This window comes from Microcoleus sp. w2-18bC1 (genome assembly GCF_036700365.1).
GTDB lineage: Bacteria > Cyanobacteriota > Cyanobacteriia > Cyanobacteriales > Microcoleaceae > Microcoleus.
Map to the genome: position 1 here is coordinate 23516 of NZ_JAUBOS010000065.1, position 12198 is coordinate 35713.

At 48.5% G+C, this 12198-nt stretch carries 12 protein-coding genes; 8 read left to right on the plus strand and 4 right to left on the minus strand.

Annotation, left to right across the window (positions count from 1 at the left end; all coding sequences use genetic code 11):
* Positions 1–63 precede the first annotated feature (63 nt).
* The gene (locus tag QT979_RS23775; RefSeq protein ID WP_333311877.1) at positions 64–1431 is read left to right on the plus strand and encodes an aldo/keto reductase; all 1368 of its coding nucleotides are present in this window, start codon (positions 64–66) and stop codon (positions 1429–1431) included.
* Positions 1432–1537: 106 nt separating this feature from the next.
* On the plus strand, positions 1538–2545 hold the full coding sequence (locus tag QT979_RS23780; protein WP_333209530.1) for an aldo/keto reductase: 1008 nt from the start codon (positions 1538–1540) through the stop codon (positions 2543–2545).
* Positions 2546–2917: 372 nt separating this feature from the next.
* On the opposite strand, the gene QT979_RS23785 is transcribed toward QT979_RS23780, so the two are convergent.
* The 3 genes from QT979_RS23785 to gyrA form a co-directional block, all read right to left on the minus strand.
* Positions 2918–4210: a ribonuclease D gene (locus QT979_RS23785; protein WP_333209533.1), complete on the minus strand. Its 1293-nt coding sequence runs from the start codon at positions 4208–4210 to the stop codon at positions 2918–2920.
* 220 nt (positions 4211–4430) lie between these two features.
* Positions 4431–5087 (minus strand): Uma2 family endonuclease, encoded by a 657-nt coding sequence (locus QT979_RS23790; RefSeq protein WP_333209534.1) that lies wholly within the window; start codon positions 5085–5087, stop codon positions 4431–4433.
* Between the two features lie 118 nt (positions 5088–5205).
* Positions 5206–7917: a DNA gyrase subunit A gene (gyrA, locus tag QT979_RS23795; protein ID WP_333209536.1), complete on the minus strand. Its 2712-nt coding sequence runs from the start codon at positions 7915–7917 to the stop codon at positions 5206–5208.
* 93 nt (positions 7918–8010) lie between these two features.
* On the opposite strand from gyrA, the gene QT979_RS23800 reads away from it, so the two are divergent.
* Positions 8011–8160 (plus strand): hypothetical protein, encoded by a 150-nt coding sequence (locus QT979_RS23800; RefSeq protein WP_333209537.1) that lies wholly within the window; start codon positions 8011–8013, stop codon positions 8158–8160.
* A gap of 153 nt (positions 8161–8313) precedes the next feature.
* Complete coding sequence (locus QT979_RS23805; protein ID WP_333311878.1) at positions 8314–9237, plus strand: histone deacetylase; 924 nt, start codon at positions 8314–8316, stop codon at positions 9235–9237.
* On the opposite strand, the gene QT979_RS23810 is transcribed toward QT979_RS23805, so the two are convergent.
* Positions 9234–9395, minus strand: coding sequence for a hypothetical protein (locus tag QT979_RS23810; protein WP_333311879.1), 162 nt, complete (start codon positions 9393–9395; stop codon positions 9234–9236). The genes QT979_RS23805 and QT979_RS23810 overlap by 4 nt on opposite strands.
* A gap of 177 nt (positions 9396–9572) precedes the next feature.
* Here QT979_RS23810 and QT979_RS23815 point away from each other — a divergent pair, with 177 nt between their 5' ends.
* The 4 genes from QT979_RS23815 to QT979_RS23830 all read left to right on the plus strand — a co-directional run bounded on the left by QT979_RS23815 (position 9573) and on the right by QT979_RS23830 (position 12137).
* The gene (locus QT979_RS23815; RefSeq protein ID WP_015175516.1) at positions 9573–9761 is read left to right on the plus strand and encodes a hypothetical protein; all 189 of its coding nucleotides are present in this window, start codon (positions 9573–9575) and stop codon (positions 9759–9761) included.
* A 604-nt stretch (positions 9762–10365) separates the two neighbouring features.
* On the plus strand, positions 10366–11388 hold the full coding sequence (locus QT979_RS23820) for an ATP-binding cassette domain-containing protein (RefSeq protein ID WP_333244248.1): 1023 nt from the start codon (positions 10366–10368) through the stop codon (positions 11386–11388).
* A gap of 155 nt (positions 11389–11543) precedes the next feature.
* Positions 11544–11873, plus strand: coding sequence for a DUF433 domain-containing protein (locus QT979_RS23825; protein ID WP_333311880.1), 330 nt, complete (start codon positions 11544–11546; stop codon positions 11871–11873).
* 9 nt (positions 11874–11882) lie between these two features.
* Positions 11883–12137, plus strand: coding sequence for a DUF5615 family PIN-like protein (locus QT979_RS23830; RefSeq protein WP_333311881.1), 255 nt, complete (start codon positions 11883–11885; stop codon positions 12135–12137).
* Positions 12138–12198 lie beyond the last annotated feature (61 nt).

Below are 12198 nucleotides of genomic sequence, written 5' to 3' on the forward strand. Positions count from 1 at the left end.
TCTAGAAGGAGCAACCATACAGAAGCGCAAATTTGGCAATCGTTACTCGCAGAGGAGGTGAGTGTGGATACTAACCGTTTGGAGGCATTCAGCGACGGGGTTTTTGCGATCGCCATTACCCTGCTGGTGCTCGAAATCAAAGTGCCACCACCCAAAACGGCGATCGGGGCGGAACTTCTCCATCTCTGGCCGTCCTACCTTGCCTACGGTGGAATCTTGACTGTAATTGCCCTTAAAGGAAAAATCATGCAAAAACGAAAAGGTCGAAATGGAAAACACGGCCCCGCGCTGCCTGGTCGCCGCACATTTCTTGGTGCAGGGGTAGGCTTAGCCGCAGCCTCGTTATTGAGTCGTATGTCCGCCAGTGCACAGTCTGGTCCGGCGGATCGCCCCGCTGACGGAGAGTCGTCGCCCACGATTGAGGGACGCCGCAAGCTCGGTACCCTGGAAGTCTCTGCAGTCGGCCTTGGCGTCCAAAACATGAGCCGCACCTATCAACAGACCATCCCCACCCGGTCTGAGATGTTCAACATCATTCGGACAGCCTTTGACCGGGGCGTCACCTTTTACGACGCGGCGGAGGCTTACGGGCCACATGAGGTGGAACGAATCTTGGGCGAAGGCGTGGCTCCGTTCCGAGATCAGGTCGCGATCGCAACCAAGTTCGGCTGGAACATCGATCAAGAAACCGGTGAGCGCCGTCCGGGACTCAACAGCCGCCCGGAACACATCAAGCGGGTAGTCGATGGTATGCTCAAGCGCCTCCGCACCGATCGCATCGATCTTCTCTACCAGCACCGAGTTGACCCACAGGTTTCAATTGAAGATGTCGCCGGCGCAGTCAAGGAGTTGATGGCGCAAGGCAAGGTTCTGCACTGGGGTCTGTCCGAGATGGGGCTGAAAACGTTACGCCGCGCTCATGCCGAGTTGCCCGTAAGCGCCGTTCAGAACGAATATTCGATGCTCTGGCGTGGGCCGGAAGAAGAGGTAATCCCTCTCTGCCAGGAACTGGGCATCGGCTTTGTTCCTTGGAGTCCGCTTGGTGTGGGTTTTCTGACAGGTGCCATTGACGCCCAGACGCGGTTCGCTCCTGGTGACATTCGCGGCGTTGAGTCCCGGTTCTCGCCCGAAAATCTGCCGCACAACCTGGCGATCGTGGAATTAGTCAAAACCTGGGCTGAGCGGAAACAAGCCACTCCTGCTCAAATCTCGCTGGCGTGGCTCTTGGCACAGAAGCCGTGGATCGTCCCCATTCCCGGCACGACACAGATGCCGCACATGATCGAGAACATCGGCGCGGCAGCCATTCGATTCACGCCTGCCGAACTCGCCGAACTGAACCGATCTGTTTCGGCGATCGAGATTCGTGGGGCACGTCTGCCAGACGCAGTGCTGGTTTTTTCGGGTGTAGAAGCGCCCCCGAAGCCCTGAACGTTCCAAACCTACTTTGCTGAACATGAAACCATCCAAGCAATAACAACCTTGAGCGTGAAGTAAGACAGTTTCGACCTTTAATTCAAAGACAGGAGTTCAAAAAATGCAAAAACGCAAACTTGGAAATAGTAATCTGGAAGTCTCGGCGATCGGGCTTGGCTGTATGGGAATGAGTTTTTCCTATGGCCCACCCAAAGACAAACAGGAGATGACTGCTCTTCTGGCGGCCGCCGTCGATCGCGGAATAACATTCTTTGACACTGCCGAAGTCTACGGCCCGTACTTAAACGAAGAGTTGGTGGGTGAAGCCCTCGCTCCCTTCCGCGGGCAAGTGGTCATTGCTACTAAATTTGGGTTCGACATCAGTCCGAATTCCGATCCTCGTGGCATGAAGGGTTCACCCGGACTCAATAGCCGACCGGAACACATCAAGGAAGCCGTGGAGGGTTCGCTCAAGCGGCTGAAGGTGGAGGCGATCGACCTTCTCTATCAGCACCGGGTCGATCCGAACGTGCCGATCGAAGACGTGGCAGGAGCAGTGAAGGAACTGATTCAGGAAGGTAAGGTGAAGCACTTTGGACTCTCTGAAGCAGGCGTGCAAACGATTCGGCGCGCCCATGCCGTTGTGCCAGTCACGGCTCTTCAGAGCGAATACTCGCTGTGGTGGAGAAAGCCTGAAGCGGAAGTGATACCGACCCTTGAGGAACTTGGCATCGGACTTGTCCCGTACAGCCCGCTGGGAAAGGGCTTCCTCACCGGCAAGATCGACGAAAATGCGACCTTCGACAGTTCCGACTTCCGCAGCACCCTGCCTCGCTTCACGCCGGAGGCTCTCAAGGCGAATCAAGCCTTGATTGATCTGCTCGGTAGTATTGCAGAACGGAAGCAGGCAACACCAGCTCAGATTGCGATCGCCTGGCTGCTAGCCCAGAAACCGTGGATTGTTCCAATCCCAGGCACTACGAAGCTGCATCGCTTGGATGAAAACATTGGGGCAGTCTCCGTCGAACTCACATCTGACGATGTGCGTGACATCGATGACGCCGCCTCCAAGATCGCGGTGCAAGGGTCTCGGTACCCTGAAAAGCTGGAGCAAATGACCGGTCGCTGAGCAGCGAAGAATAGGTTCTCTCGTTGACATTTCTGTCACCGTAGCAGACTACATACGCGAGACCAACGACTGCTCCGGCAATACCGTCGAGTGGATGGAAAAGGTCAGCGGTGAACAAGACTTGATTAAGATCCGAATAAAAGGAAAATAGGCGTTGCTGATTTACGGTATGCAAGGCAAAATAGGCAAGTCATAGAAACCATTTTCGACACAGTTTCTGGATTTTAAACTTATTTTTTCATACCCTGATTAAGCAACGCCTCTGTGCGAATGTTTTGTGTGGTTTAATTGCCTATTGCCATCAACCTAAGAAGCACTCTCTTGGGTTTGATTGGGTTTTGCCTCCTTCTGCTTAACCAGAACTGACGTTAATTAAAACGGAATTTCTTCCTCTTCATCTTCCACAGTCTTCGCCGTCATTCGCCAACTGGTAATATACTCAATTTGCACATCAATTTTGTTAAGCGCATCCCCTAACCGCTTTTGGATGTATTGAGTCAGCGTCACCATAAAATCTAACTCAACTCCCACAGATAGGGCAAGTTTTGCTAAGCTAGCAAAATCTACCTTCAAAATCGAGGAACTAGATAAGTTAAAATGGGGAGTATTTTCCTGATTTTGCACCAACATTGCTTTTTTAATCCGCTCTTTCAGATGCTCAACTTCAGAATCCAGCAACTTCCATTCAGCCAAAATTTCTTTGTACCTTTCCCCCAATGCTGTTAAATCCTCACTCTCCGGTTCCGGTACAACTTTCTTAGTAGATTTCCGCCGTTGCTGTAGGTTGGAATTCAAGCGCCTACTAGCAATCTCCTCAACTTCTAAAGATGGATCGGCGATGAGTTGGCCTAACTGTTTTTGAATTTCTTTCGTCAGCGTCACTGGAAAATTTAACTCAATTCCCTCAGTTTGCGTCAGTCTTGCCAGCGTCATAAAATCTACTTTCATCGTTATCGAACTGGAAAGCTCAAAATAAGAACTATCTTTAAGCTTTTGCGCCATCATCCCCGCTTTAAATCGTTCTTTGACTTCAGAAATTTCTGAGTCTAGTGGCTTCCACCGAGATTCTATTTCCTGATATTTTTCGCCCAATGCAGTTAAGTTTTCCGTTGCCGGTTCGGGGTAACATTGGGCAAGGATTTCTAGCAGGCGGCGATGCACTCCAGCTAAATAAACCGCGTCCATCTTGGCATATTCTAGCTGCTTCTGGGTGAGGGGACGCTTTGCCCAATCGCCGCTTTGTTCTGTTTTATCTACATAAGCAATGCCGCAAAGTGTTTCTATTAAAGTTTTGAGTTGTCGATTAGGTAAGGGCAGAATGTAAGCTGGAATCTTTCTCGCCATTTGCAATGTGCAGGTGACATTTTGAGCGTCGTCATTGCCCATAAATCTGATGTCATAGCTGGCGTTGTGCAAAACTTTTTCAATATTTGGATTGACCATGATTTGGTTGATGAAATCTTTTGCCAATTCTGGTTGATCCAAGACATCTAGTAGAAAAGTGGCATCTCCCGTGGAATCTGTGGAGTCAGCTAACACCTGAATCAGAGATAATCTGGGGTTGGATTTATAGTCAGCGATTTCTGTATCCACCCACAGAATTTTAGCTTGAGAAAATTTAGCGATGAGTGCTTTGATGTCGTTTGCTGCTGTTAAATAAGGCATTTTTACCGACTTTTGCTATTAACTTTTTGATTATATTATGCTATAGCAATTATCGGATCGATTGTCAACGATTCAAGCGTCGGGCATGGCATTGTCGTGTCCTGGACACACGCAAACCTCAGAAACCCGGTTTCTTCCTATATTCCTCGTTCCTGTTCGCAAAACTCGTAGAAACCGGGTTTCTAGCCTCCAGTTAAAAAAAAGAATACAGTCGATCGCACTATTGACAATTCTCACGAACTTCCTCTAAAAACCAGTTGCCTACTTCTGTATTGTCTGTCTGGCGACTGCGGCGCAAACCTTCCTCTAATAAAGCAACTTTTAGCCCCGGCAAAACTTGAGATTCCGTCAGCCGTTCGCTTCCCCGGTTAGCAATTATTTTGAAAGCAATAACTTGCGCTTTTTGTACGTCTACTACCCAATATTCAGACACTCCTAATTCTTCATAAATCATTCTTTTAGTACCCAAATCGTCAACGAGAGAACTGTCGGCAATTTCAATCGCTAAATCAGGGGAAACTGCGCTATCCAAATTCACTACCGAACTGCCGCGAGGTGCCGTTTGTACCCGGTCTCCGATGTAGTAAGAAGCATCAGGTTGAGCGCCTCGGACACCCGTTTTGGCGTAGCTACAGTTGACCAGCAGTCTCATTTTTATACCTTTAGCAATACCAAATAAATTGATTAAGATGACGATAATTCCGTTGTCATCAGCATGATCAGCCCCGACTGCTGCCCTTTCAATCCTCAACTGTCCGTTGTAGTAGTAGCATTTTGCTCGATCGTACTCCGGCTGTTTAATAATTTCTATATATTCATCCCAAGTCGCTGTAACCCAGGTATCAGTTAGTAGTTGGGTTTGGAGTTGACTCATCATTACCTCACCGGAAAAAATCTTTGACTTTTGAGGGAAAACTTCAGAGTAGGGGCGATCGCATTTTTACCATTCAGCAGTAAGGTACGCAGCGCGCACCTTACAAACTATTAACCTATGACTATTCTGCCACTTCCTCAGATTCCGATTCTTCGGCCGATTCTTCACCAGCAGGCGGCACTAAAGCCACAGCTACGATCGAATCATCCTCATCTAACCGCTGCACCCGCACACCCGTTGCTGTGCGCGATTGAGTAGAAATTGCACTCACAGCCTGACGGATAATAATACCTCGGTTGGTAATGATCATCAATTCGTCATCTTCGTTGACAATTCGCAGCGCAGCTACCTGATCCTTACCCTTTTTCGACTTAAATTTAGTAGCAGTCAATCCCTTGCCAGCCCGTCTTTGTAGGCGGAATTGAGAAACAGGAACCCGCTTGCCGTAGCCGTTGGTGGTGATTACCAACACTGAAGGAACTTCGCTGCTAACTGCCGAAATTTCTTCGACATCTTCGCCTTCAATTTCCTCGGCTTGCAGTTCTAATTCTTCATCTTCCACTTCCGCATCTTCAGTGTCCAATTCAGCAATTTCTGCTCCTTCAAATTCCGATTCGCCAGTTTCTAATTGAGCAATATTAGCTCCCTCAAATTCCGAATCTTCCGTTTCCAGTTCAGCAATTTCCGCAACAATTGAACTGGGCAAAATGTCCATGCTAATCAACTCATCGCCCGATCGCAATTTCATCGATTTTACACCCCGCGTCGCGCGGCCGACTGGGCGCAACTGTTCGTGATTAGTGCGGAAATGAATTGCCATCCCTTGGCGCGTACCGATGATGATGCTGTCACCAACTTTTGCTCTCCGTACCCAGCGCAGTTGGTCGCCTTCTTCTAGAGAAATCGCGATTAATCCATTAGTGCGGATGTTACCAAAAGCGGAAAGTGCGGTTTTCTTGATGTAGCCGCCGCGAGTCAGCATGACCAAGTATTCTTCGCTGGTGAATTCTGTGACTGACACCATAGAAGTGATTTTTTCTTCTATAGGAATCGGCAGCAGTTGCACCACGGGAGTGCCGCGGGCCGTCCGGGAACAGACGGGGATTTGATAAGCTTTTACAGAGTAAACTACGCCCCTGTCGCTGAAGAACAAAACGCTATCGTGATCGCAGCAGGAAAGGAAATGTTCTACTCCGTCGTCTTCTTTCATTTTCGCGCCTGCTTTGCCGCGAGTAGCGCGACTTTGGGCCTCGAAAGTGCTGACCGGCATCCGCTTGATGTAGCCTTGTTCTGTGATCAGAATAATTGCTTGTTCGTTGGCAATTAAATCTCTTTCATCGATTTCTCCTTCGGCGTGTTCGATCACACTGCGTCTAGGAGTGGCGATTTTGGTTTGGATTTCGACTGCTTCAAATTCGGCAATTTCTAAGATGCGTTCCCGACGCGCTAAGATATCTTCCAAATCGGCGATTTTTGCTCGCAATTCTTCGTGTTCTTGCTGAATTTTTTGCGCTTCCAATGCTGTCAAACGCCGTAACTGCATTTGCAGAATTGCGTCGGATTGCTGTTCTGAAAGACCGTAATTATCTATCAATTCTTGTTTGGCTGCGGCGGAGTCGGCTGCGGCGCGAATTAGGTGAATAATTGCATCTAAGTTGTCTAGGGCAATTAATAAGCCTTGCAGAAGGTGGTCGCGTTCTTCTGCTTTGCGGAGCTCGTATTGAGTCCGGCGAGTAATTGTCTCAATGCGGAAGTCTAGGAAGACATTGAGGAATTGGGAGAGCGTAAGTAGTTGGGGTTCCCCATTTACTAGCGCTAACATATTGGCTCCAAAGTTGGCTTGGAGGGGTGTTTGTTTGTAGAGGTTGTTGAGGACGACGCGGGGATAGGCGTCGCGCTTGAGTTCGATGACGATCCGCATTCCGTCTCTATCGCTTTCGTCGCGAATGTCGGAAATTCCATCTAATCTTTTGTCGTTGACAAGTTCGGCAATTTTCTCAATTAGCGCTGCCTTGTTTGTTTGGTAAGGCAATTCGGTGATAATAATTGCTTCTTTGTCGGGGCGGCCAGGATGTTCGATGGTTTCAATGCCAGCGACTCCGCGCATTGTAATCGAACCCCGCCCGGTGGTGTAAGCATCGCGAATGCCGCCTCTACCCAGAATTTGCCCTCCGGTGGGGAAGTCCGGGCCGGGGATGTACTGCATCAATTCCAGGTCAGTAATTGCTGGATTGTGAATTAGTGCTACTAAACCGTCAATTATTTCGCCTAAATTGTGCGGCGGAATGTTGGTGGCCATCCCTACAGCAATCCCCGATGAACCGTTGAGCAAAATTTGGGGGATGCGTGCCGGGAGTACGAGGGGTTCTTGCTGGGAACCGTCGAAGTTGTCGCCAAAATCAACTGTTTCCGAGTCGATGTCGCGCAGCATGGAGTCGCTAGTCAAAGCTGTGAGGCGACATTCGGTGTACCGCATGGCAGCGGGCGGGTCGTTGTCAACGGAGCCGAAGTTGCCGTGGCCGTTGATCAGGCGTTCCCGCATGGAGAAATCCTGAGCCATCCGCACCAGGGCGTCGTAAACCGCTGTATCTCCGTGCGGGTGATACTTGCCCAGCACCTCCCCCACGACGCGGGCGCATTTGCGGAAAGGTCGATCGGGAGTCAAGCCCAATTCGTTCATGGCGTAGAGAATGCGTCGGTGAACGGGCTTGAGACCGTCCCTGGCATCTGGTAGCGCCCGACCGACAATTACGCTCATGGCGTATTCCAAGTACGATCGGGACATCTCATTACCCAGATCCGTCGGGATTATCCGCGACTCAGAGATACTCATAGGTTGAAAAACTCCGTTAAAAATTTAAATTTGACCGCTATAAATCTCAAAAATGCGATAAAATCGGTTTGGATTCAGTAGAGCTGCCAAATATTGCAAATTACTCCTGAAATTATATCACAATTTGCCTTTGAATTTATGGGAAAGTTGCCAGAAAAATTAATGGGCGAAACAAGGGAAATTCGTAAGTTGGCAGTTGGTGATTTAGTCATCAATTGGCAAAAGCTAGAAATGGTTTTTTAGGGGGAAGGCTTTCATGCTTTGGTGAGTTTTTTTGAGGGTTATCTAAAAAAATAAAAGGGTTTCCCGATCGCAATTGTAATTTCACAAAACCGAAGGCCTTCTTAAAGCAAACTAAAAATCTAAAATCTAAAATCTAAAATCTAAAATCAGCCGATGCTACCCGTCATCTACTCCGAAGATTTCTTGCTACACAAGACTGGAATGCTTCACCCAGAGCGACCAGAACGTTTAACGGCGATCGTCAACGCTCTGAAAGCTGCTCCTTGGGCGGCTCAAATTGAGTGGCAACTGCCCACCCCAGTGGCGCAGCGCGAACAACAACTGTTCTCGGCTATCAAAAAAGTTCACTCGCAAAGATACATCAAAGAAGTCGAACATTTGGCTCATCGGGGAGGTGGCTACCTCGACGGTGATACGCCGATTTCAGCAGAAAGTTACGATGTAGCGCTGCTAGCGGCGAGTGCTTGGCTCGATGGGGTCGATCGAGTGGTGGCTGCGGGGGAACCGGCTTTTGTGCTGGCCAGGCCGCCTGGACACCACGCGGAAAACGCCCGCGCGATGGGTTTTTGCTTGTTTTCCAATGCTGCGATCGCCGCTCACTACGCCTTGGAACAGCCGGGAATCAACCGCGTCGCTGTCCTCGACTGGGACGTGCACCACGGCAACGGCACTCAATCTTTGGTGGAAAGCTGCCGCCAAATTGCCTACTGTTCCCTGCATCAATCTCCGTGCTATCCGGGAACGGGAGATGCCGAGGAGCGCGGTGCCTACGACAACGTGCTGAACATTCCCCTGTATCCCGGCAGCGGCATAGCTGAATACCTGAGCGCCTTTGAATCTCTTGTCGTGCCTTTTTTGTCAAAATTTGAACCGGATTTGTTGATTGTCAGCGCTGGTTATGACGCTACTGCGTCTGATCCGCTGGCGAGCATGACTCTGATGCCGTCAGATTTCGGTACTTTCACCGGATACTGCCTGCAACTCACCCGCCGCATAGCTTTTGGTTTGGAGGGGGGTTACGCGCTGAAAGAGTTGGCCGAGTCGGTTGTGGCGACTATTGACCGATGCCTCAATTAGCTGGAAAATTGGCATAGGGAAAAATAAGGTTGAGAAGCGGTGAGGACGGGATGGAGAGTTGTTGAGGGCGATCGGCGAAGCTTAGATTTGGCGATCGGGCGATCGGGCTTCTTCCCTCGATCAACTGTCAACTGTCTCCTGACTTTAGTGACAAGCATCACCAATTTAAGAGATCCACGTCACTTGTCATCAAAGTCTTGGTCACAGATTTTTAACCAAAAAATCACACCGTGTCAATGTGTTCGATCGCCTTTGAAGTCACTCTCAGAGTGCATAATACAAATACAACAAGCCTGTTAAAATTTTATCTGTCTCAATCAACTAGGAGGTTTATCATGTCAGTATCCCAAATGACACTCGAAGAGTTATTTGGTCAGGTCATGTTCTCCAGCGTCGTGACTCGCCACGACCGGAGACAGCTCAGATCTGCACTCTTAGAAAGAACACTGAATGAAGATGAGTATGCCATCATCAACCGACTGCTGTACAACGTTCGTCGCGGTTGGGTAAAAATTGTCGATTAAAGACGTGGCAGCCACTCTCTGTAAGGGAGTTAATACCATTTTCGATTTTCGATTTTCGATTTTCGATTAAAGAATTGGTAATTACTGATAACTATCGGGGTTGAGAACACGGGCCTACAGTTACATTTTTTGGAAACTCGTTACAAGTAGAACTTGCCAATTAGGGAAGTTTTTTGTGTTTAATAGTTGGCTCGAAAGTGTGATGTGTTGGACCAGTGTGTTAATTATCAAAATCTCGCTACACATCTGCCTATAGGTAGAGATAATTAAAAAATAACAGGTTTCGGGTGCATCTCTACTTGTTGAAAACTTGTGAGTTTTGAGTTGTTAACTGAAAAGTTATAATTAACTCAAGACTCATAATTTTTTGGATTTGAGAGGGGAGATTGGAGTGTGGGAAAACTGATGAAGATCAGGGTTGAAAACCGCTATAAAGTTAATATTTATTAAAGTGATATTAAGAATCAAAATTATAAGCAGTTTCCGGTTGAGGAGGAGTGTGCGATCGTTACCAGCACAGCCAGTCGCATTAGTCGATTGACCATTCCGGCAATTTGAGCTCAGAAGTGTCAAAATATTAACAACCAGTTCATCCCCAAAATATATGGCTCCCGCCGTTTTAATTGAAAATCTTCAGAAACGCTACGGCACTGTAGAAGCCGTTAAAGATGTTTCCTTCAAGGTAGAACCGGGGGAAATATTTGGTTTGCTAGGCCCCAACGGTGCAGGCAAAACCACAACCCTGCGGGTACTTTGTACTTTGAGTGCGCCCGATAGCGGACGCATTGAAGTGTCTGGCATTTCTGCTGTCAGTCAGCCGAGAATTGCTAGACAAAGACTCGGCTACGTCGCCCAAGAAGTGGCTCTCGATAAGGTGCTGACGGGGCGGGAACTCCTGCAACTGCAAGCAGCGCTTTACCATTTGCCGCGCCCTAGGATTAAAGGGCGGATTGACGAAATGGTGAAACTCCTCGGTTTGGAGGAGTGGGAAAATAAAAAGACGGGTACTTATTCCGGCGGTATCCGCAAACGCTTGGATTTGGCTGCTGGATTGCTGCATCAGCCTGATGTTTTGGTGTTAGACGAACCGACTGTCGGGCTGGATATTGAAAGCCGGGTGGTAGTGTGGGATTTCCTGCGCCGCTTGCGGGAGGAAGGTACGACGGTTTTGATTACGAGTCACTATCTCGAAGAAGTTGACGCTTTGGCCGATCGCGTGGCGATTATTGACAAGGGTACGGTGATTGCTGAGGGCACGCCGGAGGAGTTGAAAAATCGGGTTGGGGGCGATCGGGTGACTCTGCGGATTCGGGAGTTTTCGCCGATCGAAGAAGCCGAAAAAGCTAAAACTCTGATGCAATCTCTGCCTTTTGTGCAGGAAGTAATTGTCAATACGGCTCAAGGAAATTCTCTCAATTTAGTAGTAACACCGCAAAGTGATGCGCTGGTGACTATTCAGCAAGCTTTGAAAGATGCGGGACTTCCTACTTTTGGGATTGCTCAATCTCGGCCGAGTTTGGATGATGTGTATTTGGCTGCGACTGGTAAGACGCTGTTGGATGCGGAGTTGGCTGCTGCTAGCAACCGCGATTTGAAGGCCGAGCAAAAACAGGCGATGCGATCGTAGTTTGAGGGAAGAGGGAAGTTCGGCAACGGATTTTGTAACGGATGTAACGGATATAAGGAAGAGGGAAGAAGGAAGAGAAAACCTTCTTCCTTCTGCTATATAATCTTAAGAGGAGAGTGAAAAAATACGCTCGTAATTTTGGGGGATATTAATAGATGAATCTTGTTTTGGAAGTTGAAGCGCCTCCTTTCCGAGAAGATGGAAAAGGTGCTATTCGGGTGGGAAACTCAAGAGTTTTGCTGGAATTGGTGATTCGAGCTTTTCAGGATGGTGCGTCGCCGGAATCTATTGTGCAGCGTTATTCAACTCTGTCATTGTCCGATGTCTATAGTGCGATCGGCTATTATCTCCGACACCAAGAAGCAGTAGAAGCTTATCTCAATTATCGCGAGCAATTAGCAGATTCCGTCCATCAGCGTTTGTTAGGCATTCAACCAGATCTCAGCGTTATTCGATCGCGCTTGTTAGCCCAAAAACAATCTTGAGGATTAACTATGCTGCGGCTGTTGAGCGATGAAAATTTTAATGGCGATATTGTTCGAGGGCTTTTTCTGCGTCAGCCAGACCTTGACTTGCTTCGCGTTCAGGATGTTGGTTTGCGAGAAGCTGACGATCCAACAATTCTCAACTGGGCGGCCCAGAACGATCGCATTGTGTTAAGCCATGACCGGGCAACTATGCCAGATTTGGCTTACGAACAGTTGAGGGATAAGGAACAAATGTCAGGTTTATTTATAACTGTACTTTAGACTAAATAAAGATGAGAACGGTGGCTTTGAGAAGAACTAAAGCCACCGCGCCGGGAGAGAA

Excerpts from the sequence above, each read along its gene's own strand:
- QT979_RS23780 (WP_333209530.1), top strand. The coding sequence starts at position 1,538 with ATGCAAAAACGCAAACTTGGAAATAGTAATCTGGAAGTCTCGGCGATC.
- QT979_RS23785 (WP_333209533.1), bottom strand. The coding sequence starts at position 4,210 with ATGCCTTATTTAACAGCAGCAAACGACATCAAAGCACTCATCGCTAAA.
- QT979_RS23790 (WP_333209534.1), bottom strand. The coding sequence starts at position 5,087 with ATGATGAGTCAACTCCAAACCCAACTACTAACTGATACCTGGGTTACA.
- gyrA (WP_333209536.1), bottom strand. The coding sequence starts at position 7,917 with ATGAGTATCTCTGAGTCGCGGATAATCCCGACGGATCTGGGTAATGAG.
- QT979_RS23805 (WP_333311878.1), top strand. The coding sequence starts at position 8,314 with ATGCTACCCGTCATCTACTCCGAAGATTTCTTGCTACACAAGACTGGA.
- QT979_RS23810 (WP_333311879.1), bottom strand. The coding sequence starts at position 9,395 with ATGCTTGTCACTAAAGTCAGGAGACAGTTGACAGTTGATCGAGGGAAG.
- QT979_RS23815 (WP_015175516.1), top strand. The coding sequence starts at position 9,573 with ATGTCAGTATCCCAAATGACACTCGAAGAGTTATTTGGTCAGGTCATG.
- QT979_RS23820 (WP_333244248.1), top strand. The coding sequence starts at position 10,366 with ATGGCTCCCGCCGTTTTAATTGAAAATCTTCAGAAACGCTACGGCACT.
- QT979_RS23825 (WP_333311880.1), top strand. The coding sequence starts at position 11,544 with ATGAATCTTGTTTTGGAAGTTGAAGCGCCTCCTTTCCGAGAAGATGGA.
- QT979_RS23830 (WP_333311881.1), top strand. The coding sequence starts at position 11,883 with ATGCTGCGGCTGTTGAGCGATGAAAATTTTAATGGCGATATTGTTCGA.